General features: G+C 68.9%; 28 protein-coding genes, 1 other RNA gene and 2 pseudogenes. 13 read left to right on the forward strand and 18 right to left on the reverse strand.

Going from position 1 to position 24,146, the window contains the following annotated elements:
• Window positions 1-613 (forward strand): annotated as a pseudogene (locus DSD19_RS08570) (hypothetical protein); the annotation flags it as partial.
• Here the strand turns inward: DSD19_RS08570 and DSD19_RS08575 are convergent.
• Window positions 610-1,080 (reverse strand): SAM-dependent methyltransferase, encoded by a 471-nt coding sequence (locus tag DSD19_RS08575; RefSeq protein WP_113669272.1) that lies wholly within the window; start codon window positions 1,078-1,080, stop codon window positions 610-612. The pseudogene DSD19_RS08570 and the gene DSD19_RS08575 sit on opposite strands and share 4 nt — an antisense overlap.
• Window positions 1,081-1,296: 216 nt before the next feature.
• On the opposite strand from DSD19_RS08575, the gene DSD19_RS08580 reads away from it, so the two are divergent.
• Window positions 1,297-2,082: a TOBE domain-containing protein gene (locus DSD19_RS08580; protein WP_075785470.1), complete on the forward strand. Its 786-nt coding sequence runs from the start codon at window positions 1,297-1,299 to the stop codon at window positions 2,080-2,082.
• Window positions 2,083-2,249: 167 nt separating this feature from the next.
• Here the strand turns inward: DSD19_RS08580 and DSD19_RS08585 are convergent, their stop codons facing one another.
• Window positions 2,250-2,774, reverse strand: a complete 525-nt coding sequence (locus tag DSD19_RS08585) for a DUF2478 domain-containing protein (protein ID WP_113669273.1) — start codon at window positions 2,772-2,774, stop codon at window positions 2,250-2,252.
• A gap of 359 nt (window positions 2,775-3,133) precedes the next feature.
• On the opposite strand from DSD19_RS08585, the gene DSD19_RS08590 reads away from it, so the two are divergent.
• Window positions 3,134-5,083 (forward strand): TonB-dependent receptor, encoded by a 1,950-nt coding sequence (locus DSD19_RS08590; protein WP_113669274.1) that lies wholly within the window; start codon window positions 3,134-3,136, stop codon window positions 5,081-5,083.
• 75 nt (window positions 5,084-5,158) lie between these two features.
• On the opposite strand, the gene DSD19_RS08595 is transcribed toward DSD19_RS08590, so the two are convergent.
• On the reverse strand, window positions 5,159-5,461 hold the full coding sequence (locus tag DSD19_RS08595) for a DUF2218 domain-containing protein (protein WP_113669275.1): 303 nt from the start codon (window positions 5,459-5,461) through the stop codon (window positions 5,159-5,161).
• A gap of 162 nt (window positions 5,462-5,623) precedes the next feature.
• Between DSD19_RS08595 and DSD19_RS08600 the strand changes: the two genes are divergently transcribed.
• From DSD19_RS08600 to DSD19_RS08615, 4 genes are read left to right on the forward strand one after another with little or no spacing between them, the layout of a single operon-like run.
• Window positions 5,624-6,532: a siderophore ABC transporter substrate-binding protein gene (locus tag DSD19_RS08600; protein ID WP_113669276.1), complete on the forward strand. Its 909-nt coding sequence runs from the start codon at window positions 5,624-5,626 to the stop codon at window positions 6,530-6,532.
• Window positions 6,529-7,488: an ABC transporter permease gene (locus tag DSD19_RS08605; protein WP_113669277.1), complete on the forward strand. Its 960-nt coding sequence runs from the start codon at window positions 6,529-6,531 to the stop codon at window positions 7,486-7,488. Before DSD19_RS08600 ends, DSD19_RS08605 begins: the two co-directional genes overlap by 4 nt.
• On the forward strand, window positions 7,481-8,452 hold the full coding sequence (locus DSD19_RS08610; protein WP_081382093.1) for an iron chelate uptake ABC transporter family permease subunit: 972 nt from the start codon (window positions 7,481-7,483) through the stop codon (window positions 8,450-8,452). The genes DSD19_RS08605 and DSD19_RS08610 overlap by 8 nt, the downstream gene beginning before the upstream one ends.
• A complete protein-coding gene (locus DSD19_RS08615) occupies window positions 8,449-9,210 on the forward strand; it encodes an ATP-binding cassette domain-containing protein (protein ID WP_113669278.1) in 762 nt (253 codons plus the stop codon). Before DSD19_RS08610 ends, DSD19_RS08615 begins: the two co-directional genes overlap by 4 nt.
• A 25-nt stretch (window positions 9,211-9,235) precedes the next feature.
• Here the strand turns inward: DSD19_RS08615 and DSD19_RS08620 are convergent, their stop codons facing one another.
• Genes DSD19_RS08620 through DSD19_RS08640 form a run of 5 tightly spaced genes read right to left on the reverse strand, consistent with a single transcriptional unit; the run spans window position 9,236 to window position 11,906 of the window.
• Entirely contained in the window at window positions 9,236-10,030 is a 795-nt protein-coding gene (locus tag DSD19_RS08620; RefSeq protein WP_113669279.1) for a TonB family protein, read from the reverse strand.
• Window positions 10,027-10,422, reverse strand: a complete 396-nt coding sequence (locus tag DSD19_RS08625) for a biopolymer transporter ExbD (RefSeq protein ID WP_075785462.1) — start codon at window positions 10,420-10,422, stop codon at window positions 10,027-10,029. Before DSD19_RS08625 ends, DSD19_RS08620 begins: the two co-directional genes overlap by 4 nt.
• Entirely contained in the window at window positions 10,419-10,808 is a 390-nt protein-coding gene (locus DSD19_RS08630) for a biopolymer transporter ExbD (RefSeq protein ID WP_113669280.1), read from the reverse strand. Before DSD19_RS08630 ends, DSD19_RS08625 begins: the two co-directional genes overlap by 4 nt.
• A complete protein-coding gene (locus DSD19_RS08635; RefSeq protein ID WP_113669281.1) occupies window positions 10,801-11,469 on the reverse strand; it encodes a MotA/TolQ/ExbB proton channel family protein in 669 nt (222 codons plus the stop codon). Before DSD19_RS08635 ends, DSD19_RS08630 begins: the two co-directional genes overlap by 8 nt.
• Window positions 11,466-11,906: a hypothetical protein gene (locus DSD19_RS08640; RefSeq protein ID WP_243627836.1), complete on the reverse strand. Its 441-nt coding sequence runs from the start codon at window positions 11,904-11,906 to the stop codon at window positions 11,466-11,468. The genes DSD19_RS08635 and DSD19_RS08640 overlap by 4 nt, the downstream gene beginning before the upstream one ends.
• A gap of 240 nt (window positions 11,907-12,146) precedes the next feature.
• Between DSD19_RS08640 and DSD19_RS08645 the strand changes: the two genes are divergently transcribed.
• Window positions 12,147-12,971: a GH25 family lysozyme gene (locus DSD19_RS08645; protein ID WP_113669282.1), complete on the forward strand. Its 825-nt coding sequence runs from the start codon at window positions 12,147-12,149 to the stop codon at window positions 12,969-12,971.
• Window positions 12,972-13,259: 288 nt separating this feature from the next.
• Here the strand turns inward: DSD19_RS08645 and DSD19_RS08655 are convergent.
• Window positions 13,260-14,064: pseudogene (locus DSD19_RS08655) on the reverse strand (IS5 family transposase).
• 82 nt (window positions 14,065-14,146) lie between these two features.
• Between DSD19_RS08655 and DSD19_RS22295 the strand changes: the two are divergent.
• A complete protein-coding gene (locus DSD19_RS22295; RefSeq protein ID WP_243627838.1) occupies window positions 14,147-14,485 on the forward strand; it encodes a hypothetical protein in 339 nt (112 codons plus the stop codon).
• 33 nt (window positions 14,486-14,518) lie between these two features.
• On the opposite strand, the gene rpmG is transcribed toward DSD19_RS22295, so the two are convergent.
• From rpmG to gatC, 7 genes are all read right to left on the reverse strand, one after another.
• On the reverse strand, window positions 14,519-14,686 hold the full coding sequence (gene rpmG, locus DSD19_RS08665) for a 50S ribosomal protein L33 (RefSeq protein WP_042459900.1): 168 nt from the start codon (window positions 14,684-14,686) through the stop codon (window positions 14,519-14,521).
• Window positions 14,687-14,815: 129 nt separating this feature from the next.
• A complete protein-coding gene (locus DSD19_RS08670) occupies window positions 14,816-15,532 on the reverse strand; it encodes a DUF533 domain-containing protein (protein WP_113669283.1) in 717 nt (238 codons plus the stop codon).
• Window positions 15,533-15,671: 139 nt separating this feature from the next.
• An RNA gene (gene rnpB / locus DSD19_RS08675) (RNase P RNA component class A) lies at window positions 15,672-16,049 on the reverse strand.
• Between the two features lie 12 nt (window positions 16,050-16,061).
• Window positions 16,062-16,694, reverse strand: a complete 633-nt coding sequence (locus tag DSD19_RS08680; protein ID WP_243627852.1) for an N-acetylmuramoyl-L-alanine amidase — start codon at window positions 16,692-16,694, stop codon at window positions 16,062-16,064.
• A gap of 67 nt (window positions 16,695-16,761) precedes the next feature.
• Complete coding sequence (locus DSD19_RS08685) at window positions 16,762-17,415, reverse strand: hypothetical protein (protein WP_113669285.1); 654 nt, start codon at window positions 17,413-17,415, stop codon at window positions 16,762-16,764.
• Window positions 17,416-17,461: 46 nt separating this feature from the next.
• A complete protein-coding gene (gene gatA / locus DSD19_RS08690) occupies window positions 17,462-18,943 on the reverse strand; it encodes an Asp-tRNA(Asn)/Glu-tRNA(Gln) amidotransferase subunit GatA (RefSeq protein ID WP_113669286.1) in 1,482 nt (493 codons plus the stop codon).
• A 4-nt stretch (window positions 18,944-18,947) separates the two neighbouring features.
• Complete coding sequence (gatC, locus tag DSD19_RS08695; protein ID WP_075785453.1) at window positions 18,948-19,235, reverse strand: Asp-tRNA(Asn)/Glu-tRNA(Gln) amidotransferase subunit GatC; 288 nt, start codon at window positions 19,233-19,235, stop codon at window positions 18,948-18,950.
• A gap of 233 nt (window positions 19,236-19,468) precedes the next feature.
• Here gatC and purU point away from each other — a divergent pair, with 233 nt between their 5' ends.
• Both purU and DSD19_RS08705 read left to right on the forward strand, forming a co-directional pair.
• A complete protein-coding gene (gene purU, locus DSD19_RS08700) occupies window positions 19,469-20,329 on the forward strand; it encodes a formyltetrahydrofolate deformylase (RefSeq protein ID WP_075785452.1) in 861 nt (286 codons plus the stop codon).
• 227 nt (window positions 20,330-20,556) lie between these two features.
• A complete protein-coding gene (locus tag DSD19_RS08705; protein ID WP_133260390.1) occupies window positions 20,557-20,838 on the forward strand; it encodes a hypothetical protein in 282 nt (93 codons plus the stop codon).
• 77 nt (window positions 20,839-20,915) lie between these two features.
• On the opposite strand, the gene DSD19_RS08710 is transcribed toward DSD19_RS08705, so the two are convergent.
• Window positions 20,916-21,578 (reverse strand): ceramidase domain-containing protein, encoded by a 663-nt coding sequence (locus tag DSD19_RS08710; protein WP_113669287.1) that lies wholly within the window; start codon window positions 21,576-21,578, stop codon window positions 20,916-20,918.
• 111 nt (window positions 21,579-21,689) lie between these two features.
• On the opposite strand from DSD19_RS08710, the gene DSD19_RS08715 reads away from it, so the two are divergent.
• Window positions 21,690-22,382 (forward strand): metal-dependent hydrolase, encoded by a 693-nt coding sequence (locus DSD19_RS08715; protein WP_113669288.1) that lies wholly within the window; start codon window positions 21,690-21,692, stop codon window positions 22,380-22,382.
• Between the two features lie 77 nt (window positions 22,383-22,459).
• Here the strand turns inward: DSD19_RS08715 and DSD19_RS08720 are convergent, their stop codons facing one another.
• Window positions 22,460-22,912 carry a nucleoside deaminase gene (locus tag DSD19_RS08720; protein WP_113669289.1) on the reverse strand — a complete coding sequence of 151 codons (453 nt, stop codon included), beginning with the start codon at window positions 22,910-22,912 and terminating at the stop codon, window positions 22,460-22,462.
• A 75-nt stretch (window positions 22,913-22,987) separates the two neighbouring features.
• On the opposite strand from DSD19_RS08720, the gene DSD19_RS08725 reads away from it, so the two are divergent.
• Window positions 22,988-23,986 carry a pseudouridine synthase gene (locus DSD19_RS08725; RefSeq protein WP_113669290.1) on the forward strand — a complete coding sequence of 333 codons (999 nt, stop codon included), beginning with the start codon at window positions 22,988-22,990 and terminating at the stop codon, window positions 23,984-23,986.
• Window positions 23,987-24,146 lie beyond the last annotated feature (160 nt).

Below are 24,146 nucleotides of genomic sequence, written 5' to 3' on the forward strand. Positions count from 1 at the left end.
AGGCCACGTTCGACGGTTCCGTCTGAGGCCGAGGAGGCGGCCATCGTCGCGTTTCGGCGCCACACGCTGCTGCCGCTTGACGACGGCCTCCGTGCCCTGCAGCCGTCCATCCCGCATCTGACACGCTCTGCACTGCAGTGCTGCCTGCAGCGCTGAGCCATTGCGGCGCCATTGGTTCAAACCCGATGGCGAATGCCTCTCGCGCCTGCCGGACGTCGAGGGCGACAAGCCGAAGCGGTCGGCGTTCAAACGCTGCCCTGACCAACCCCAACCATCCCGGGAGTTCGGAGGATCGGAAAACAGTCCGGGGGGACTGTTTTTCCAGGGCGGCGGACAGGTCGAACGGATGCACCGCACGATCAGGGAGGGTGAAGCGGATCAGGCGAGGCACCAGTGGCGCGTCTTCCCGCTGAACGTCAATCGGGACCATCACGACAGCCACGACCAGCTCCGCCCCCACCTCGCGGACTTGATGGCAGCCTACAGCTTCGCGCGCCGCCTCAAGACCATCGACGGGCTCACGCCCTGCGAATACATCTGCAAGATCCGGACATCAGAGCCGGACAGATTCATCTTGAACCCGATCCACGAGATGCCGGGACTGAACACCTAATGCTCGGGACAGGGCCGCCCGCCATAATCGGGCTTGAGGTCGATCAGCGGCGTCCCGTCGATGCAATCGAGCCCCCGCACCAGCAGCACATCGCCATCGCGCCCCAGAAGCGCGACCACCGAACAGGCCACCGGATTGGGCCGGTTGGGCGAGCGCAGTGCGAAGGTGCCGATGGTCTCGCCGTCATTGCGCGGGCTCTGGCGCACCAGATCGCGCCGCGCCCCGTCCATCCAGTACAGAAGCAGCAGGTTCTCCTTGCGCTCGATCCCGGCCAGCGCCTCGCGCCAGCGCGGGTCGATCTCGATCCGGCAGACCGGGCCAGCGGTGCGGTCGCCCTGACGCGGACAGTCGCGCGGCGACGTCCAGGGGGTCCTGAGCCGCCCGACGAACCACACTGTCGCATCGCCGGTCTGCGGCAGCGGGGCGCAGACCTCGCCCGCCCGGATCTCGGCCATGACCTTTTCCATGCATCTTCCTTTCGCGCCTGGCCGCGCGCTGGCGGCGAAGGGGATCGCCGCCATGCTTGCCACTTGTATAACGGCTGGCAAGAGGCCGCGCTGACGCGGCCCTGGCCCGAAGGTCCGGCGCCCGGCGGCAGGGCACAGCACCGGGCACTCGGCGGTGGAAGATCGGGCGGCTTCGCGCTAAGACGGGGCGATGTCCGCAAAAGGAGCGAGACGGCAATGCCGGTTGGAGTGCGCAGCGCGCTGACGCTGGAACGGCCCGGGGCGCGGATGGGCGCCGACCGGGTGGCGCTTCTGGCCGCGGTCGGCCGGACCGGGTCGATCTCGGCCGCGGCGCGCGAGGTGGGCCTGTCCTACAAGGCGGCCTGGGACGGGGTGCAGGCGATGAACAACATCTTCGCAAGCCCCCTGGTCAGCGCCGCCCCCGGCGGGCGCGCGGGCGGCGGCGCGGCGCTGACCCCGGCCGGCGAGAAGGTCATCGCCGCCTTCACCGCGATCCAGGAAGGGCTGGAACGGGTGGTCGCCTCGCTCGACAACCAGATCGACCTCGACCCCGGCGACATTCTCTGGAGCCTGATGATGAAGACCTCGGCCCGCAACACCTACCGCGCCACCGTGACCTCGGTGACCGAAAGCCCGGTCAGCGCCGAGGTGCAGATGGATATCGGCGGCGGCCAGACGCTGGCCTCGGTCATCACCGGCCACAGCGCCGCCGAAATGGGGCTGGCCCCCGGCATCGAGATCTTCGCGCTGGTCAAGTCGAGCTTCGTGATCCTCGCGAAGGGGCACGAGCTTGGCCCGATGTCGGTCCGCAACCGTCTGACCGGCACCGTCACCGGGCGCACCGACGGGCCGGTGAACAGCGAGATCGTGCTGGATCTCGGAAGCGACAAGACGCTGGTTGCGACGATCACCCGCGAAAGCGCCGAGGCGCTGAAACTGGCCCCCGGCGACGCCGCGACCGCGCTGATCAAGTCGAGCCATGTGATCCTGGCCCTGCCCTAGCAGGCTACCGAAAAAAGGTCTGAGGCGCACGCCTTTCGCTTCGCTCGTCAGGTCCAGACGCGCCACGTTTTCATCAGCTCGACGAGAGAGCCCGAAAAGTGACGCTCCTTGGCGTCGAAAACGCGATCCTCGGAGTTTTCAGCGGCCAGCTAAGCCCCGGAGGCGCCTCAGACCCGGGCGCAGATCCCGGCCCGGCACCAGTCCAGCACCGCCGCCCGCTCGGGCACAAGCCGGTCGGCCACGCCACCGGTGAAATCGGTCCAGGCCGCGGTGCAATCGGGTTTGACCGCGACCAGCACCGGCACCTGCCGCTCGCAGGCGCGTTCGATCACCGTGCGAAACCCGTGCCCCGCGACCTCGGCCTTGCCGAAGCGCGGCAGGATCAGCAGATCGGGCCCGGTCTCAAGCGCGGCCAGCGCGGCACAGGCCGCCTCGGCCAGCCCCTGCGGGTCGAGCTTGCAGCCCTGCGACCCCGGCCCCAGATCCTGCGAGATCGAAAAGACTCCGCCGCCGGTCAGATCCTCGACCGCCATACCGCCCTCCGGGGCGCGGCCCTGACGGAACCCGGCGACGCGGACGCCCTCGGCGCGCAGGGCCGCCACGACCTTCGCCAGCAGCGCGTCGATGGCCAGGTCTTCCACAAGCGGGATCGCGGCAACCCGGTACGGGGCATCGTCGCTGGTCTCGGTCATCTCTGCAACTCTCCCGGATATCGCTGTGCAGTAAGGTTACATAGCGCATTCCCGGCCGCTCAATGCCGCAGAACGGATTGAACCACGGGTCGCGACGTTTCGCCACGCAACGGTGCGTCCAAGGGACCGAAATGCCCAAAACCGCGCCGTCCCTGCATCGCGGGGCGGTTTCCTTGTGCGTCTTCGGTCGTGGAAGACCGAATCCGTTCTTGCATGTGCGGCACGAATTCGTATGTACGCGAAGACTGATAAAAATCGTCGGATATTCGCCGCGGCGCCGCCCGGCGGACCGGAAAGCCAGATCGCCCGTCCCAGGACGCGCTGTCCAGCCATGTGACACGCAGAATTGGGGACAACGCATGAACCGGACCTCTCGAGGCCTGCTGCTTCTGGGCGCCTGCTGGGCAGGCAGCGCCGCTTTCGGCCAGGATACCAACCAGACCTATCTCGGCACCCTGCGGATCGAGGGGGCAGAAGCCCAGGATCTTCTGGGCAATACCGAGGTCACCGCCGAGGACCTGGAAAACCGCAACCCGTCCAGCGTGAAGGACGTCTTTCAGGGCGAGGCCTCGGTGACGGTGGGGGGCGGCGCGGCGATTGCGCAAAAGGTCTTCGTGAACGGGATCGAGGAAAGCCTGCTGTCGGTCACCATCGACGGCGCGCGCCAGAACAAGGGCGCCTTCCACCATACCGGCAACGTGCTGATCGACCCGGAATTGCTGAAACGGGTCGAGGTGACCAAGGGCCTTGCCCCGGCCGATGGCGGCCCCGGCGGTCTGGCCGGGTCCATCGCCTACGAGACCAAGGATGCCCGCGATCTGCTGGAACCGGGCAAGAGTTTCGGCGGCATCGCCAGCATCGGCACGTCAACCAACGGCACCGACCTGCGCAGCGCGCTGACGGTCTTCGGCCAGCAGGGCGGGCTTGACTACCTGCTGAGCGGCACGCGCGAGATCGGCAGCGAGTACGAGGATGGCGACGGCACCACCATGAGCGGGACCGAGCCCGACCTGAGCTCCTACACCGCCAAGCTGGGCTTCACCTCGCAATCGGGCAAGCGGCTGACCTTCAGCGCCTCGGAAACCGAGGACGAGGGGCGCCGGGCGGCGCAGCTGGGCGGCAACGGGCTTTACTTCATCCGGCCCGATTTCGCCGGGCTGACCTCGGGCGACAGCGTGATGGTCGACGGCTATGCCCGGCGCAGCTCGTTCACGCTCAGCTATACCGACGAGGCCCCCGAGGGCTGGTTCGCGCCCAAGCTGCAACTGTCCTATAACGAGCAGGAGGTCGACGTCATCGGAGCCTGGGGGCTCAATACCAGCCTCAGCGGCAGCGCCAGCAACGAATGGCAGATCGGCACCGGCACCCTGACCGCCGGGCTCGACTTCTTCGACGAGACCGCCAAGGGGCGCGGGCGCGGCACCGCCCCTTATGACAGCCGGGGCAAGGAGAGCATGACCAATATCGGCCTCTTCGCCCAGGCGCGCCAGGACCTGACCGACAGGGTCTCGGTCTCCTACGGGCTGCGCTATGACATGCAGGAGTTCGACGCCGCCGACGGACAGGAGTTCGACGGCAGCGGGCTCAGCGCCAATGCCTCGGTCGATGTGGTACTGACCGAACGGCTGACGCTGAATGCCGGGATCGCCTCGACCTGGGGCGGCTACGAGCTGGGCGAGGCGGCGCTGGTCAATTTCGGCGGCGACTGGACCTATGACGGCTTCACCACCTCGCGCAGCAAGGCAAGCCGCCTGGGCCTGCGCTATGAGACCGGTCCCTGGGCGGTCAGCGGCGCGGTCTTCTATACCGGGATCGACGATCTCAACGCGGTGCTGCCCACCGGCGCCGACCGCGGCGCGCGGGCCGATGTCAGCTCGCGCGGGGTCGAGGGGTCGATCGGCTGGCAGGGCAGCGACGGCTTCGCCCGGCTGAACTACACCTATGCCGATGTCAAACTCGACGGCGACACCGTCGGCACCACGTCCTATTACTATGGCCGCCCGGTCGGGCATATCATCGCGCTGGAAGGCGGGCTCGACCTGACGCCCGCCTGGCGGCTGGGCGGATCGGCGGAAATCGCCCTTAAGAACACCGACACGCCGACCGACCTTCCGGGCTATGAGGTGCTGAACCTTCACGCGACCTATGCCCCCGCGCGGATGAACGGGGTCGAAATCCGGTTCGACATCCGCAACCTGCTGGACGAGACCTATGCCAGCCGCAGCTCGGACGGGATTGACTTCAGCCGGGTGGTCGCGCTGAACGAGCCGGGACGGACCTTCGGGGTCAGCGCCCGCTGGCGGTTCTGACACCGGACGGGGCGGGGCATGGCCGGACCGATGGGTCCCTGCAAGGCCGTGCCCCGGACCGGCCGACGGCACGGTTCAGGCCACCTTGCCACCCCGCCAGTCCATCTTCTCGAAGCCTTCGCGAAAGGCAAAGCGCGCCAGATGGCTGTCGACGATGTTGCGGGCAAGTTCCAACGCGGCGGGATCGGCCCCGCTGACCGTCACGGTCAGCAGCCCGTCACTGGCCTCGAGGCTGGCCTCGCCCGGGGGCAGCGCCACCCGACCCAGATCGGTGTCGTACTCGACCGCGACCTTATGGGCGAAATGCTTGCAGAGCTGCTGAAGATAGCTGCTCGCCTTGGGGGTGGAAAAGACGCCGGTGTCGTGAAGAAGGGTCATGATACATTCCTGACTTTTTCTGTCGATTTAGGTCTTGCCCCGGTCGAGGGCAAGGCGCTATCCGGGCCTGACCGGTCACGGCACCGCTACCCGAAAAGATCCCCGGACACCGCCAGCGCACCGCCAGTCAGCGGTCGCCCCCATCGCAGGAAAGGACACATCATGCTGAGCCGCAGTCTGGCTTCGCTGGCCCTGGCGCTTTGCCTCGGCCTGCCGGCAGCCGCCCGCACGGTCACCGTCGAGACCGCCACCGGCCCGGCCGAGCTGACCGCCGACCCCGCCCGGGTGGCGGTGATGGACATCGCGGCGCTCGATACGCTGGACGCGCTGGGGGTCGACGTCGCGGGCGTGCCCGAGCCGCATTACCTGCCCTATCTCGACGCCACCGCCAGCCGCGCGACCCGGATCGGGACGCTCTTCGAGCCCGATTTCGAGGCCCTCGCGATCCTCGATCCCGACCTGATCGTGGTCGGCAGCCGGTCCTCGGGGCAGGCCGCGGCGCTGGCGCGGATCGCGCCAACCATCGACATGACCGTGACCGGTCTGGACATGCTGGCCGAGACCCGCGCCCGGCTGCAGGCCTATGGCCGCCTCTTCGGCCGCGAGACCGAGGCCGCAGCCCTCGAGGCCGCGCTCGACGCCCGGATCGCCGCCGCCCGCGCAGCCGTCGCGGGCAAGGGCGACGCGCTGATCGTGCTGACCAATGGCGGCAAGATCTCGGCCTATGGGCGCGACAGCCGCTTCGGCTGGCTGCACACCGCGTTGGGCCTGCCCGAGGCGCATCCCGATCTGGGCGCCGCAACCCATGGCGAGGCGATCTCGTTCGAATTCGTGGCCGAGACCGACCCCGACTGGATCCTCGCCATCGACCGCGGCGCGGCCATCGGCGCCAGCGGCGAAGCGGCGGTGGCGACGCTTGACAACGTGCTGGTCCGGGGCACCGAGGCCGCACGGGCCGGGCAGATCGTCTATCTGGACAGCGGGCCGCTTTACATCGCGGGCGGCGGCGTTCAGTCGATGATGCACACGCTCGACGAAATCGTCGCGGCCTTTTCCGCCGACCGCCCATGACGGCCGGGCTGAGGCTCTGGCTGGGGCTCGGCACCGCGCTGGCGGCGCTGGCGGGGCTGAGCCTCTGCATCGGCGCGGCCTCTCTTTTCTCGGGCGATCTCGGGACCGGCTGGCTGATCGCGGTCAGCCGCTTCCCACGCACGGCGGCAGCGCTTCTGGCCGGGATGGGGCTGGCGCTGGCGGGCGTGGTGATCCAGCAGACGGTGCAGAACCGGCTGGTCGAGCCCGCCCTGACCGGCACCCCCGAGGCGGCGATGCTTGGCCTTCTGGGCGTCACCCTGATCGCGCCGGGCGCCGCGCCCGTGTGGAAGATGGCGGCCGCGACGGCTTCGGCGCTGATCGGAACGGCGGGGTTTCTTACGCTCGCCCGCCGCATCCCGCGCCAGGACCCGATGCTGTTGCCGCTGGTCGGCCTGATCTATGGCGGCATCCTCGGCTCGGCCGGGCTGTGGCTGGCCTGGACGACCGATCTTGTCCAGTATCTGGGGATCTGGCGGCTGGGCGAGTTCTCGGGCGTGGTGCAGGGCCGCTACGAGCTGCTTTGGGGCATCGCGGCGCTGGCGCTTCTGGTCTATGCGGCGGCCGACCGGATCACCCTTCTGGGTCTGGGCGAGACCCAGGCGCGCAGCCTCGGGCTGAACTATGCCCAGACCCGCACGCTGGGTCTGGTGGCGGTCGCGGCGATCACCGCGCTGGTGATCGTGACGGTCGGCGCCCTGCCCTTCGTCGGGCTGGTGGCACCCAACCTCGTGTCGCGCTGGCGCGGCGACAACCTGCGCGCCAACCTGCCGCTGGTCGCGGCCGGGGGCGCCGGCATGGTTCTGGCCGCCGACATCCTCGGCCGGGTGCTGCGGGAGCCCTACGAGATCCCGGCCGCCACCGTCTTCGGCGTCTTCGGCGCGGGCGTCTTTCTGTGGCTGCTTTATGCCGCCCCGGGACCGGCGCGCAATGGCTGAGACCGCCGGGACCTTTCCCCGCCCCGCCCGCAGGCTCTGGGCCTTGGCCGGGCTGCTGGCGGCGCTGTCGCTGCTGTTCCTGTTCTGGCATCTGCGCGGCCCGACCGGCTTCATCCTGTCGCTGCGCGCGACCCGGCTGGCCGCGTTGATCCTTGTGGGCGCGGCCACCGGCATGGCGACGGTGCTGTTCCAGACCGTCGCCGCGAACCGGCTTCTGACCCCCGGGATCGTCGGGATCGACGCGCTGTTCATCTTCCTGCAGACCGCGCTGGTCGCGACGCTGGGCGGGCTTGGCTATGCGCTCTTGCCCGAGTTCGGCCGGTTCCTGGCCGAAACCGCGCTGCTGACGCTGGCCGCGACCGCGCTGTTCGGCCTGTTGCTGCGGCGGGGCGCGGGCGACGTGACGCGGATGATCCTGACCGGGGTGATCCTCGGTGTCCTGCTGCGCGGCCTGGCCGAGCTGGCCCAGCGGATGCTGGACCCCTCCGAATTCGCCGTGGTCCAGCAGGCGATGTTTGCCAGCTTCGGATCCGTGCCGACCGGCGCGCTCTGGATGGCCGCCGTCGTTCTGGTCGGGGCGGGCGCGCTGGCCATCGCCATGGCACCCGCGCTCGACGTGGCGGCGCTGGGCCGGCCGACGGCGCGCGGGCTTGGCCTTGCCCATGACCGGCTGGCGGTCGCGGCCCTGATGCTGGTCGCGGCGATGGTCGCCGTCGCGACCGCGCTGGTCGGGCCGGTGACCTTTCTGGGCCTCATCGCCGCGGCGCTGGGCCGGGCGCTGGCGGGCACCTACCGCCATGCGGTCCTGCTGCCCGCGGCCGGGCTGTCGGGCGCCGCGATCCTCGTCGCCGGGCAGTTCGTGTTCGAGCGGCTTCTGGGCCTGCACTCGACGCTGGCCGTGCTGGTGGAATTCTTCGGCGGGCTGCTGTTCCTCGCCCTCGTCCTGAACAGGAGATCCGCATGATCGAAGTCCGATCGCTGTCCTACGCTGCCGGTGCCACGCCGATCCTGCACGAGGTCGGGCTGGACCTCGCGCCGCGCGGCATCACCGCGCTGATCGGGCCGAACGGCGCGGGCAAATCGACCTTGCTGCACTGCATCGCGGGGCTCGCGCGACCCGGCGCGGGAACCGTGCGGATCGACGGGCTCGACCCTTTCGCGGTGCCCGACCGGCGGCGCGCGCGGCAGGTGGCGCTGTTGCAGCAATCGCCCACGGTCGCAAGCCGGTTGCGGGTGGCCGAGCTGGTGGGCTTCGGCCGCTGGCCGCATCATGCCGGGCGGCCCGGCCCCGAGGATGCCCGCGTCGTCGCCGAAGCGCTGACCGCCTTCGAGCTCGACGCGCTGGCCGCGCGGCCTCTCGACACCCTGTCGGGCGGCCAGCGCCAGCGCGCGATGGTGGCCATGGCCTATGCCCAGGCGACGCCCTGGCTGCTGCTTGACGAGCCGCTGAACGCGCTCGACCCGCGCCACGCGCGCGACCTGATGGCCCGGCTGCACGACCTGTCGCGCCCCGGCCCCGACGGCCGTGCGGTCGTCGTTGTTCTGCATGACATCAACGCCGCCGCGCTTTGGGCCGACCGGGTGGTGGCGATGAAGGACGGCCGGGTGATCGCCGCGGCCAGGGCCGACGAGGTGCTGCGCGCCGAGATCCTCGAAGAGGTCTTCGACACCCGCTTCGAGATCGTCCCCCATCGCGGGCGCCAGCTGGTCGTGACCCTCTGAACCGTGGCCTGTGCGGCGGCCCGTCCTACCGCCCCTCGATCCGGATCGAAAAGCTGCGCTGGGCCCCCGGCGGCGGCGGCGGGAAGGGGGCCGCACGCTGGACGATCCGGAGCGCCGCCTGATCGAGCGCGGCCGAGCTCGAGCTGCGGGCCACCGAGGCCGAGGCAAGGCTGCCATCGGCCCCGAGGCGGAAGGCCACCACGGCAGCGCCGCGCGCGCGGATGCGGGGTTTCGGCACCCGCGACAGCGCCCGCATCACCAGCCCCGGATAGTTCGAGGCCGCGGCATTCCCGGACTCGGCGGTCGCGCCGCCCCGGCCGCTGGTGGCAGCCTGTGCCCGATCGGTGCCCGCCGCCTGACCGGCGCGGGCATTGCGGTCGGCATTGCCCCGGGGCGCGGCCTGACGCTGAGGCTCGGGTTCGGGCTCGGCCTTCACCGTCTCGGGCGGCGGCGGCTCGGCGGCCTTCGGCTTGGGCTGTTCGGCGGCCTGCGGCGCAGGGCGCTGCGGCTGCGGCGCGGCCTCGGGTAGCGGGCGCAGGGCCTCGGCGGACGCGGGCTGCACCGCCTCGACCGGGTCGGGCAGCCGGGCCGCGACCGGCTCGGGCGGGGCTGCGGCCTCGACAACGGTTTCGGCGCTTTCGGCGGTCAGCCGCCCCGCCGCCATGTCGGCGAAACTGGCGCCAACCGCCGCCTCGACGGCACCCGCGCGGCCCTCCATCCGGGTTTCGGTCTGCGGCACCAGCACCAAAGCCAGCGCCCCATGGGCGCCAAGCGCGAGGCCCAGCGCCAGAACCTTGCCCGCGCGGGAGGACGGGATCATCGCAGCCCCCGTTCGGTCACGATCACGACCCGCCCGGCTCCGGCCGCGCGCAGCGCGCGCGCCAGCGCCACCAGATCGGCGGCGGGCGCCTCACGATCCGGGATAACCCGCACCGTAGCGCCCGTATCGGCCCCTGCATCGGGGTCGAGCGCCTCGACAAAGGCCTCGGGCGTGATCTCGGCGCCCTGCCGGGTGATCCGTCCGTCGGCATGCAGCACCAGCGCATCGGCCGGGCCGGCCCCCTCCAGCCCTTCGGTATCGACGAGCTTCAGCGTCGCGTCGAGCGGCGCGGCCAGCGTGCCCGCGACCAGAAAGAAGATCAGCAGCAGAAAGACGATGTTGATCAGCGCGATGGTCGGTTCGCGCGGCGCGCGTCGGGATTTCGCGGTCATGATGCCCCCAGAACGGTCACGCGGAGGCCAGGCACCGCGCGCAGCACCACCAGCAGATCGGTCAGCCGCTGGGCGCTGACCGCGCCCTGCAGCGCCACCAGCACCGGCTGCGCGTCCTCCGCCGGACCCTCGGCCGGAGCCCCGGCAAGGGTGTCGGCCAGAGCCTCAAGCGGCATGTCGCGGCCGTTCATCCGCAGCCCTTCGGGGTCGAGCTGCAGGAAAAGCGGTTTCGTATCGGGCATGGCCACAGCCCCGCCGGGCGCTGCGGCCGAGAGGTCGATCTCGGCAAAGCGGGTGAAGGTCGAACTCAGCATGAAGAAGAGCAGCAGCAAGAAGATCACGTCGACGAGCGGCGTCAGCGACAAGGGCCGCCGTCGCCTACGCATGGATCGCCCCGGCCCGCGCTGCCGCCTCGGCGCCTGCAAGCGGCGCGCCTTGCGGCCGGGACGGGGCCAGCACGGTGTGGATCGCGGTATCGGCCAGCACCCGCTCGGCCTCCATCCGGCTTTCGAACCAGCTCAGGATCAGCGCGGTCGGCATCGCGACCGCCAGCCCCACCGCCGTCGTCAGCAGCGCCACCCAGATGCCCCCCGCCAGGATCGACGGATCGACCTGCGTGCCCGCCGCCTGCAGCGCCTGAAACGCCGCGATCATGCCCAGAACCGTGCCGAAGAGACCCAGCAGCGGCGAGAGCTGCGCCACCGAATCGAGCAGGCGGAAGCCGCGTTCCAGCCGCGCGAAGCGGGCCTCGGCCTCGGCGCCCAGCCGCTCGGGATCCGTCTGCCCCGACATCGCAAGCTCGATCACCGGGCGCAGATAGCTGCGCGATCTGCCCAGCGCGGCGCGCGCCAGCCCCCGGTCGCCGCCATCCCAGGCCGCCACGGCCTCGGTCAGCGCCCGGTGCCGCCCGACGCCTGCCGCCGCGAATTGCCAGAGCTTGTAGATCACCACCGCCACCGTCAGCACCGAGACCCCGATCAGGATCAGCACGACCGGACCGCCCAGATCGGCGACCCGGCGCAAGAGCTCGACCGCCGCCCCGATCATCCGATCAGCTCCACATCGGTGCGGGTGCTGAGATCGAGCCCCTCGGTGCAAGCCGCCTCGCCCAGCGCCCCCGCCTCGCAGGCGCTGGTGCCGTTGATGAGGATCTGCCCCAGATCGTCGCAGGCGAGCCCCGGGATCGAGAATTGCCGCACCCGCGGCCGCCCGGAGGGCAGGTCGCCGAAATCGAACAGGGTCAGCCGCTCGACCTGCCCCGCGCGGTCGATCAGCACGGTTTCGAAGACCGCGCGCTCGATTGCGGCGGGGTGCCCGTTCCGGGCCATGAAGCTGATCAGGCAGCCGGTCTCGGCGGGCGCGACAGCGTTCAGCTCGATCGCGAGATGCGGCCCGGACTCCTCGGCCCAAGCGCCCTGCGCCAGCACGAAAACACAGGCCGCGGCAGCGGCTCCAAGGTGAGATATGCCCATCGCGCGTTCCATTCCCTGCGATCCATCGGTCAATCTGTCCTCTGGCGGCGGGACTTGGTCCTCGCATCTGGCTGGAACGATCGCGCGCAAAGAACCACAGCGGCGCGGCCGGTGCAATACCTGACTAAAACGTTATGGTCGCACTTGGACCGCAGCCGCCTCCCGGCCCGGCCGCCCGAAGCCGCCGGAAACCGTTGCCTGCGGCCCGGATTCGGCGCCAAATGGCAGGGCATCCCCTGAGCGTCCGGATCCATGCCGCACAAGACACTCGTTCTGCTTCTGGCGCTGTCGCTGATGTCCTGCGGCCCGTCATCGCCGGGGCGCCAGACCCCGCGCGCCGCGACGGCCGAGCCGCACCGCGCCGCCCCCTTGCGCCTTGCCGCAGCGGAGCGGCCGCGCTTTGACGATCACGATCCGCATGACTGGACCGGCGCCGGACCCCGCGCCTATCCGGTGCACGGCATCGACGTCTCACGCTGGCAAGGCGCCATCGACTGGCCGAAACTGCGCAAGGCAGGCGTGTCCTTCGTCTATGTGAAGGCGACCGAAGGGATGGAGGACAGCGACCCGATGTTCCGGGCGCACTGGACGGGCGCGGGCCGAGCGGGTGTCGCACGCGCGGCCTATCACCATTTCTATTTCTGCGCCCGGGCCGACCGGCAGGCGCGCTGGTTCATCGCCAATGTGCCCCGAAGTGCGGACGGGCTGCCGCATATGCTGGACATGGAGTGGAACCCGTTTTCGCCGACCTGTCGGCTCAGGCCCGATGCCGCCACCGTCCGCGCCGAGGCCGCGACCTTCCTCGATATCGTCGAGCGGCATTACGGCCGGCGGCCGGTCATCTATACCACGGTCGACTTCGCCCGCGACACCGGCATCACCCGGCTGCCGGGCACGGGCTTCTGGCTGCGCTCGGTCGCCGGGCCGCCCGAGACGACCTATCCGGGCACGCCCTGGACCTTCTGGCAATATACCGGGACCGGGCGGATCGACGGGGTGGCCGGGCCGGTCGATATCAACGTCTTTCGCGGGTCGGAAGCGGCCTGGCAGGTCTGGGACGGACAGGGGCTGCCCTAGGTGTTTGATCCCGCGCTTTGATGGTGCGATCCCTTCGAAGGAATGGAAGGAGGCCCTATGGGACAAGTTCGTCACGGAAGCGCCACGACCACGTACGCGGTCAGAGCCGCGATACAGCGATCGCAAGCGTCGCTCGCGACGCTGAGCCGGGACCTGCGGAGTGGGGAGGATCGGAAAACGATCCGGTGAATCGTTTTCCCGACGCCCCCCAAGACGGTTGCGAAGTGGCGCAAACATCAGACGGTCGATGATCGCAGGCCCGCCCTTAGGCTCCGGACCCATTGAGTTTCAGAGCCAGAACATGACGGTTGCTGCGAGGGCGATGGCGGAGAAGAAGGTTTCCGGGCATCTGTCGTATCGGGTGGCGACGCGCCTCCAGTCCCTCAGCCGGCCGAACATGATCTCGATGCGGTTGCGGCGCTTGTACCTCCGCTTGTCGTATCTGACGGCTGTCTTGCGAGACGTCCGGCCGGGGATGCAGACCTTCATCCCCTTGTCTTTCAACGCATCTCGCAGCCAGTCCGCATCGTAGCCCCGGTCGGCCAGCAACCAGTCCGCCTTCGGCAGGCGGCCCAGCAGCGCCGCCGCGCCGGTGTCGTCGCTGACCTGTCCAGCGGACGGGAAAACCCGATCGGTCGACCCTTCGCATCGGCGACGGCATGCAGTTTGGTGTTCATGCCCCCCTTGGTCCGGCCGATCCGGCGTCCGCGCCCCCCTTTTCCACCCGCAGGCTCGAGGCCGTGCGGTGCGCCTTCAGATACTTGCGCAGGCTCACTCGAACGCATGGCGTTCGCCTGCTCACTTCGATCATGATCGTCTTGTGCTCGGCCCGTTCCGCGGCCAGGCCCGTCATGATCCGGGCGAAGACACCATGTTCGTGGCTTCTCTCGAACCAGGGGCGTTCAGCCACTCACCTCCAGCGCTTCCAGCGGTTGTAAAGCGTCTTGGCCGGACCGTATTCCCTGGGTGCGTCGCACCACCGCAAGCCATTGCGGTTGATAAATATAATGCCGCTCAGAACACGCCGGTCGTCGACGCGGGGCTTGCCATGGCTCTGACGCTGTCGCTTCTGTCGGCGCGCGGGGCTTGGCATTCGGGTGGCGCGGATCGCCGCAGCCGGGCGCGCCACCCGCAGCCGCATCGCCCTGGGGCTTGGCGCGCTCCCGTGCGCAGGTATGGCGCCGGTCCTGATCTCGGGTCCGGCGCTGACCCCGCCGTTGGAGTTGCTGCGGGTTCTCGCGGGCGGCGATGTGCTCGGCGCAAGCTTCGCCGTGCGCGAGTTGCGCCTGCCCCGCGCCGTTCTGGCGACGCTGGCCGGGATGGGCTTCGGGCTCGACCTGGGGCCAGCCGACGATCCTGTCGCCGGGCCGGCACCGTATGCAGGCCAGCGCGCGACGCGCCCGGCGTCAGAAGAACCGGCCCTCCGCGCAAACCGGCCCCCGGATAGACCGACCTTGCGCAAACGGCCTCGCGCAAAACGAAAGGCCGCCCTTTGCGGTGCGGCCCCGGTCTGACCCTTGCCGGAGAAACCTCCGGAGGCGGCTAGATCACTTGATCTTGCCTTCCTTGTATTCGACGTGCTGACGCACGACGGGGTCGTATTTCTTGACCACCATCTTCTCGGTCATGGTGCGGGCGTTCTTCTTGGTCACGTAGAAATGGCCGGTGCCCGCGGTCGAGTTCAGGCGGATCTTGATGGTTGTCGGCTTCGCCATGTCTCATCTCCGTCGCGCGGGCGGCGTTCCGCCCGTGAATTCCTTGAAGCCCGCGTTTTAGCGATCCGCGCCCCCGAGTCAAGCGGGTTCTGGCCGTTGCAGTCCCGGCCCGCCCCGGGGGCGCGCGTCTCAGGCCAGCACCTGCGGCAACCGCATCGCCTTGTGGATCCGCTGGCGCGCGGCGCGGCCCAGATGCAGCGCCTCGGCCAGCCGGTCAAGATGCGCGATCTCGGCCGGGCTGTCGACCCTGGTCGTCACCACCGCCGCCGCATAGACCGCCGTGCGCTGATGAGTGCCGGTCTCGGCCGCAAGCGCCTCGATGTCGATGGGTCGGGCCATCTCGGCCTCGACGAAGGCACGCTCGTCATCGGTTGCATCGCCCAGCACATCGAGGATCGCTGCACGCTCGGCCGGGTCGATCTCGCCATCGGATTTCGCCGCCATCACCATCGAGCGGATCAGCAGCCGCGCGTTCTTCTCCATCGAGACGTCGGGCGGCGAGACCTCGCCCATCGCGTTCAGGATATCCCGGGCATTGACCGAGCCCGCCCAGGCGGCCCCGCCCAGCCCCGCCATCAGCCCGCCAAGCCCGACCAGCGCGTGATCGCCGGTCTCGCGCGCCTTCGTGCCCAGCCATTTGGCGTTTTCCTTCAGCGCCGCGGCGCCGCCCGGCACCTGCATCCGCTCCAGCAGCGGCCCGATCTGGCTGCCGAGCCCGGCCCGCGTCGCGGCCGATTTCACGGAATCGGCGATTCCGGCGCCGCCTCCCATCTTCTGGAACTGCTCAAGCCCCTTGGCGGCGGCAAAGCCCACGGCAAGGGTGGCCATCGTCCTGACAAAACTCATCCGGTCTTCCGTCCCTCTGCTATCCCGCTATGCGGAGATGCGCGTTTCCCGCCCCTGCAACCTAGAGGCTTTCCCGCACCGGCCAAGACGGAATCGCCCGGAACGCCCGGGCCGGCTTCACGGCGGGGACGAGGACGATATGCGCGGATGGCCTGTAAGCCGGATTCTGTCCGGGGGCGCGAGGCCCCCTGGATGACCATTCCTCTGGGCGTACCGTTACCGATACGCTCAAGCTGCCAACCCGGACCCCTGGGCCGAAGCCGCCCTGCAGGTCCAGCCTGCGCGGGGTCCCTATTCGGCATTGCTCCCGGTGGGGCTTGCCGTGCCGGTCCTGTTGCCAGGCCCGCGGTGGGCTCTTACCCCACCGTTTCACCCTTACCTCCGAGACCGGAGGCGGTCTGTTCTCTGTGGCGCTTTCCCTGGGGTTTCCCCCGCCGGGCGTTACCCGGCACCGTCGCTTCGTGGAGTCCGGACTTTCCTCGAAGGCTTGCACCCCCGCGGCCATCCAGCCATCCGCGCGACGCCCGATCTAGGCGCCCGCGCCGTCCGGGTCAACGGGGAAGCGGCGGGCAAGATCCGTGATGACGGCCATGTCGGCGACCGCAAGCGGCCCTCCGGCCCAGGGCCGGAACCGCTGGCGCAGCGCGTCGAGCACATGACAAGTGTCCCAGCGCGCGCCATAGCCGAAGGCCGTAGCCGCCGTGCGAAAGGCGGTCTCGTCGGGCGCGGGACCGGCAGAGGCCAGGACCTCGGGCCAGACCGCCAGCCCCTGCCGTGCCAGCCTTCGCCAGTCGAACCGCCGGCCCGGGTCCCATTTGCGATCAGGCGCCATGTCGGAATGGCCGATCACCCGTTCGGGCCGGATCGACCAGCGCGCGAGGATGCCGGGCAACAGCGCGTCCAGCGCGGCCATCAGCGGCGCCGGGAACGGCCGGTCGCCCGGATTGTCGAGCTCGATCCCGATCGAGCGGGAATTGACGTCCTCGACCCCGCCCCAGCATCCGGCCCCGGCATGCCAGGCCCGCGCGGCCTCGTCGACCAGCTGGACGACCTGCCCGTCGGCGGCGATCAGGTAATGGGCCGAGACCTCGGCGGCCGGATCGCAGAGCCGGTCGAGTGCCGAGGCCGCATCGGCCATGGCGGTAAAATGCAGCACGACCATGTCGGGCCGCGCGCCGCCACGCCGGGCGCCACAATTGGGCGAGGGACGCCAGAGCGGCGTCACGCGGTTATCTTTCGGCAAGCCGGAACGGCGAGGGGTCCCAGTAGCAGGCGAAGCCGTCGCCATCGGGGTCGATCCCCAGCCGGTCGCGCTCGGGCCCGCCATTCTTGAGGAAGGCTTCCTGAGCGTGATCGTCCGAGCCGTACTTGGCGCAGCGCCGGGCCAGGGTTTCGGGCGCAACGGCGCGGCCGCGCTTGTAGACCTGCTGGCCGAGCGGATTGGTGGTGCTCAGCGCATATTCGATGATGCTGGCGCCATTGCCGCCCTGGCGCGGGGGCAGCGGCTCGGGCTGGATGAAGGTATATTGCTCGCGCTGCTGCTCCAGCCGCTCGCGGTCGCTGGCGATCGTCTCGCGGGCGCTGACGGCGGCGAAGCTCTGTTCGTCCGAGATCCCGGCATGGTTTTCAGCCTGCGCGCCGGGCATGGCGGTGGCATCGGAACTCTCGACCGCCGAAATTGGCCCGCCGGTGATCTCGGTCACGACGCCCTGCGCGGGCGCCGCATCAAGCGGTTGGGCCGAGACCGTACCCTGCAGCACACCCTCGCGATGGGCGCTGTAATCGGCGTAGTTGTCGAACCCGACTCCGGCCGCGGAATCGGGCAGTTGCGTATTGCACGCGGCCAGCGCCAGAAGCGCCATCGCGGAGGTCACGGCACGCATCGGGTCCATCCTGCTCGTGGTTTCGATCCCAGTGATCCGGCGCGCCTTACCACCATTTCGCGGGCTTGGAAACAAATCCTGCGGCGCGTTCAAGAACATGTGCGGTGTTCAGCAGATCGCCCTCGCCCCAGGGCTGGCCGATCAGCTGAAGCCCCAGCGGCAGGCCCTGCGCGTCAAGCCCCGCGGGCACCGAAATGCCCGGCAGACCGGCGAGGTTCACGGTCACGGTGAAGACGTCGTTGAGATACATCGCCACCGGATCGGCATCGGCCATCTCGCCCAGACCGAAGGCGGCCGAGGGCGTCGCGGGCGTCAGGATCGCATCGACGCCGCCGGCGAACACCTCGTCGAAATCGCGCTTGATCAGCGCGCGGACCTTGCGGGCGCGGTTGTAATAGGCGTCGTAGAAGCCAGCCGACAGCACATAGGTGCCGATCATCACCCGGCGCTGGACCTCCTTGCCGAAGCCTTCGGCGCGGGTCTTTTCGTACATCTGCACGATGCCGTCGCCCTGCCCCAGCTTGGCCCGGTGGCCATAGCGCACCCCGTCATAGCGCGCGAGGTTCGAGGACGCCTCGGCGGGCGCGATCACGTAATAGGCGGGCAGCGCGTATTTCGTGTGCGGCAGGCTGATCTCGACGATCTCGGCGCCTGCATCCTTCAGCATCGCACTGCCGTCGGCCCAGAGCTTCTCGATCTCGGCGGGCATGCCCTCCATGCGGTATTCCTTCGGGATCCCGATCTTCTTGCCGCGAATGTCGCCCGTCAGCATCGCCTCGAAATCCGGGACCGGAATGTCGGCGCTGGTCGAATCCTTCGGGTCATGGCCCGACATCGCGCCCAGCATGATAGCGGCGTCGCGCACCGTCTTGGTCATCGGCCCGGCCTGATCCAGCGACGAGGCGAAGGCCACGATCCCCCAGCGCGAGCAGCGCCCGTAGGTCGGCTTGATGCCGACGATGCCGGTGAAGGCTGCGGGCTGGCGGATCGAGCCGCCGGTATCGGTGCCGGTCGCGGCCATGCAAAGATCTGCGGCAACCGCCGAGGCCGAGCCGCCCGAAGAGCCGCCCGGCGTCAGCTGCCGGTCGTCGACCTTCCAGGGATTGACCGCGTTGCCATAGGTGCTGGTCTCGTTCGACGAGCCCATGGCGAACTCGTCCATGTTGAGCTTGCCCAGCATGACCGCGCCCGCATCCCAGAGATTCCGGGTCACGGTCGATTCGTATTCGGGCCGGAAGCCCTCGAGGATCTTAGAGGCGGCCTGCGAGGCCACGCCCCTGGTGCAGAACAGATCCTTGATCCCCAGCGGCATGCCGCACAGCGCGGGCGCCTCGCCCGACGCAATCCGGGCATCGGCGGCCCTGGCCTGGTCCATCGCGATCTCGGGGGTCTTGTGGACGAAGGCATTCAGCGCTCCTGCGCCGTCGATGGCCGAAAGATACGCCTCGGTCAGCGCGACCGAAGTGGTTTCGCCCTTGCGCAGCGCGTCGCGCGCCTCGGCAATGGTCAGCCTGGTCAGATCGCTCATGGCGTTACTCCACCACCTTGGGAACCGCGAAGAAGCCCTCGCGCGCATCGGGCGCATTGGCCAGGATCCGGTCCTGCATCTCGCCGTCGGTCACCACATCCGCGCGGCGTTTCAGCCGCATCGGGGTGACACCGGTCATCGGCTCGATGCCGGTCACGTCGACCTCGTTCAGCTGTTCCATGAAGGTCAGGATGCCCGACAGTTCCTGCGCCAGCGCCGGCAGGTCGTCTTCCTGAACGGCGATCCGGGCGAGGTGCGCCACCCGCCGCGCGGTGTCGATGTCGATGGACATGGGGCCGCCTTTCCTTGATCGAGAAATTCGCCCCCGCGTTTAGCCGTCTGCCGCGCATGCTGCAAGAGCGTGCCCGGGCGCCGAGCCCCCCGGCCCCGCAAGGCGCCAGCCAATGTCGCGGTCGGGACCCAAAGCGGCGTCGGGGGAATGGCGCTTGCACTCGCTCCGGGCCTTTCTCCATAACGCAAGGCGCCGAAACGCGCGTTCAAGACATTCAGGCAAGGATTCCGCCGATGGCCTCGACACATTTCATCCTGACGCTCACCTGCGACGACCAGCCCGGGATCGTCGCCACCGTCGCGAATGCGGTCACCGCGCTTGGTGGCAACATCCAGGACAGCGCCCAGTTCCGCGATCCCGAAAGCAACCGGTTCTTCATGCGGGTCGCGTTCCACACGCAGGCCCCGTCCGAGGCCGAGGCGATCCGCGCCCGACTGGCCCCCGCCATCAACGGCTACGGCATGGACGCCGAGGTGGTCGATGCCGAACGGCGGCCGAAGATCATCCTGATGGTATCGAAATTCGACCATGCGCTGCTGCATATTCTCTATCAGATCCGGGTCGGCTGGATGGAGGCCGACGTGGTCGCCGTGGTCTCGAACCACGAAGACAGCCGCGCCACGGCCGAGGCGGCAGGCATTCCCTATTATTGCTGGCCGGTGACGAAGGACACGAAGGCCGAGCAGGAAAGGAAAGTGCTCGACCTGGTCGAGGAAACCGGGGCAGAGCTGGTGGTTCTGGCGCGCTACATGCAGGTGCTTTCGGACAAGCTGAGCCGCGCGCTGTCGGGCCGGGTGATCAACATCCACCACTCGTTCCTGCCGTCCTTCAAGGGCGCGAAACCCTATCACCAGGCGCATGAGCGCGGGGTCAAACTGATCGGCGCGACGGCGCATTTCGTGACCGCCGATCTCGACGAGGGGCCGATCATCGAGCAGGAGACCGAGCGCGTGAACCATGCCCTCTCGGCCGAGGATTACGTTGCGGTCGGACGCGATATCGAAAGCCGGGTGCTCGCGCGGGCGGTGCGGCTGCATCTGCAGCGCCGGGTTCTGCTGAACGGTCACAAAACCGTCGTCTTCATGCCCGGCTGACGCCCGGGACAGCGATTCGCCGGAGGAACCGTCCCTCCGGCGGGTCGACCGATGCCCGGGCCGCAGACTTCCCCTTCCGAAGAAGGGGGAATTTGTCCAACAATTCCATTTTAACCTTTTGCAATTTGCGGCGTTTGCGCCAGCAATCCGTTTTTCGCTCCGGAATGCCAGACTTGCAGAGCGAGATGGGGCATTATTTTATATGACATTAACAGGAGGTGGCGTTCTTGGATGTCTGTTTTTTAAAATCTCACGTTTTAATTCTACTGAAGACTGTGCCATGCTGCCTTGATCCCGCGCTGGAGGAGATGTCGGGCATGGATGTGCTGGAGCGTATCAGAGGAACGCGTATCCCTCTTGCCATTCTTGCGATCGAGGCCGACGTTCCCGAAGCCGAGATCGCGGCGGCGCTCAAGGGCTCGCGGGCACTGACATTTCTGCAGGAATGCCGGATCGCGAGGCATCTCGACAGATCGGACCTGCCGGGTCGGCGGCACCGCCGGATCTGACCGGCAGCCCGTCGGCCCTGCCCGGTCGGTGCGCATCCGGTCCGATGCCGGTCCGCAGGACCGGAATCTGAGGGATCTCAGCCCGGGACGGCCCCCCTGGACGCGCGCCGCACATGCTGCCGGTAAACCTCGATCATCCACCCCAGCATCACTGCGTTCAGAAGATGCCAGACGAAATGCGTCCCGAGCGGCAGCGCCGCGCAGACCGGCAGGTCGATGGTGCGGAAAGTGAGCGAGACCGCCAGCAAGCCAACGCCAAGGCCAAGCCCCGCTGCGACCTCTGGAAGGCGGCGGACCAGAGCCAGCGCATAGACGAGGATCAACAGCGCGACCGGCGCATAGCCCGCCGACGATCCAAGCCAGCCGAGGCGCCCGAACAGTGGGCCCGTGACGGCGGCATAGGGAAAGAAGAGCGCGGTCAGCCCCAGCGCGGGCCAGAGCCCGAGGCCCCAATAGGTGCGGTTGGCCACGAAGACATAAAGCAGAATGAAACAGAGGATCGGCAGGACATCGGCCATAGAGGCCCATTCGGTCGCCAGGGTGTGAAAGAGAAAGCTGCCGACGCCGATCACTGCCAGCACCGCCGCCAGCGCGCGGCCCAACGGCATCCCGTCACAGCGGCGCCACATCACCAGCGCGGCCAGAACGAATGCGGCATTCGTCGCGGCATTCACCGGTTCGGCCCAGAAGGTGAAATCGGTCCGCTCGCAATAGGCGTCGATCTGTCGCGTCCAGTCCATGGGCATACCGGCTCCGCTCTGTTACTTTTCCCGGCAATCATGGAGCACGCGGCCAGCGCGGCAAAGGGGGAAACCCGGGGGCGGGGGCGGCGCGGCAGAGGAGAACGCGACATGAAGATCACCTGGCTCGGGCATTCCGGCTTCCGTATCGAGATCGAGGACCAGATCCTGCTGATCGACCCCTGGCTCGTGGGCAATCCGATGTTCCCCGAAGAGCGGCGGGCCGAGGCCATCGGCGGCGCGACCCATGTCCTGGTCACGCACGGCCATTTCGATCATGTCGCGGACACCATCGCCATCGCGCGCGAGCTGTCGATCCCGGCGGTCGGCATCTTCGATCTGATGAGCTGGTGGGAGTCCCGCGAGGGGATCGCGGTAATCGGCTTCAACAAGGGCGGGACGGTCCGGCTTGGCAATGTGGCGGTGACAATGGTGAACGCCACCCATTCCTCCTCGGTCCAGGGCCCCGATGGCCCGGTCTATACCGGCACCGAATCGGGCTTCATGATCGCGGGCGAGGGCCATGTGATCTATGTCAGCGGCGATACCGACGTGATGGCGGACATGGAGATCTTCAATGATCTGCACGCACCCGATATCGGGCTGCTTTGCGCTGGCGGGCATTTCACCATGGACATGAAGCGTGCGGCCTATGCGGCCCGGACTTTCTTCCATTTCAAGACAGTGATCCCCTGCCATTACCGCACCTTCCCGATTCTCGAGCAGTCCGCCGAGGCGCTTAAGCAGAACCTGCCCGGCGTCCGGGTGATCGAACCCGAGGTCCTGGTGCCGATCGAGCTATAGGGCCTCCTCTGCCTCGTCGCGGGCAACCACGATTTTTCGCAGAAAAATCGCGCCCTTCGGCGGCCCGCGCGCGCCGATCACCGGCGCGGGGCGAAAAACGCCTTCAGCAGGGCCTCGGCCTCGGCTTCCGCGATGCCGTCATAGACCTCCGGCACATGGTGGCTCTGTGGGTGCGCAAAAACCCGCGCCCCATGCGCAACGCCCCCCGATTTCGGATCTGCCGCCCCGTAATAGAGCCGCGCGATCCGCGCCTGCCCGATGGCCGAGGCACACATCGGACAGGGCTCCAGCGTCACGTAAAGATCATAGCCCGGAAGCCGTTCCGACCGGGCCTCCGCACAGGCCGCCCGCAGGGCCAGGATCTCGGCATGGGCGGTCGGATCGGCCAGTTCCCGGGTCCGGTTGCCCGCCGCCGCCACGATCCGGCCGGTGGGCGCGACCACCACCGCGCCCACCGGCACCTCGCCCCGCCGTGCCGCGGCACGGGCCTCGGCCAGCGCCCTGTCCATATGGCTGCGAAACGGGCTCATCTCTCCCTCATGCCGCGCCCCCGTCGCCCGCGCAAGCCGCTTCCCCCGCCCCGCGATCCGGCGTAAACCCCCCCCATGGACAAGACCGGACAAGAGGGCGAGCGGATCGCCAAGATCCTGGCGCGGGCTGGGCTCGCGTCGCGGCGCGAGGCCGAGCGGATGATCGCCGCCGGGCGGGTGACGGTGAACGGCCGCCGGATCGCAAGCCCTGCGCTGAACGTCACGCCGGCCGACCGGATCGCCGTCGACGGCGCCCCGCTGGCGGCGGCCGACCGGCCGCGGCTCTGGCTCTATCACAAGCCCGCGGGCCTCGTGACCACCGCCAAGGACGAGAAGGACCGCGAGACGGTCTTCGACAAGCTGCCCGAGGACATGCCCCGCGTCATGTCGGTCGGACGGCTCGACCTCAATTCCGAGGGCCTGCTGCTTCTGACCAATGACGGCGCCATCAAGCGGCGGCTGGAACTGCCGTCGACCGGCTGGCTGCGCAAGTACCGCGTCCGGGTCAAGGGCACGCCCGAAGACGCCACGCTTGCCCCGCTGCGCGAGGGCATCGTCATCGCGGGCGAGAGCTTCCGGCCGATGGAGGTCACGCTCGACCGCCAGCAGGGCGCCAATGCCTGGCTGACCGTCGGCCTGCGCGAAGGCCGGAACCGCGAGATCCGCCGCGCCATGGAGGCTGTCGGACTGACCGTGAACCGGCTGATCCGGATCAGCTATGGCCCGTTCCAGCTTGGCGCTTTGAAGGCGGGCGAGGTCGAGGAAATCCGCGGCCGCGTGCTGCGCGACCAGCTGGGGCTAGAAAGCCCCGAGGGCGAGGCAACCGCCCGGCCGCGATCCCTCCGCCCCAGATCGGGCACCGGAAAACCAGGTGCTCCCAAGACCCCGGGGTCAAAGCCGGGCGCCAAATCGGGCGGCCCGAAGCCTTCGGGCTCAAAGACCCCGCGCCGGTCGGAGGGGCCAGCTTCGGCCAAGACGCCGGACGGCGTCGCGGGCCGAAAGCCGCCCCGGGGCGCAGGCACGCCCGGCGCCGCACGGCCGATGCGGCCGCGCGGCAAGGCTCCGCCCGGCTGATCGGCAAAACCCGCCGACACTTGCTTTTAACAGCCGCGTCGCATCCCATGTATAAGGGAAGGCCGTGAAGACAGAGGGGATCATGTCGGGCACCGGGTTGCAGAAATTGTCGTTCTTCCTGCTGATCGCGCTGGTCTTCTACGTGGCCGTCATGGGGGGC

Source organism: Rhodovulum sp. BSW8, assembly GCF_003314725.1.
In the GTDB taxonomy this organism is placed as follows: Bacteria; Pseudomonadota; Alphaproteobacteria; order Rhodobacterales; family Rhodobacteraceae; genus Rhodovulum; species Rhodovulum visakhapatnamense.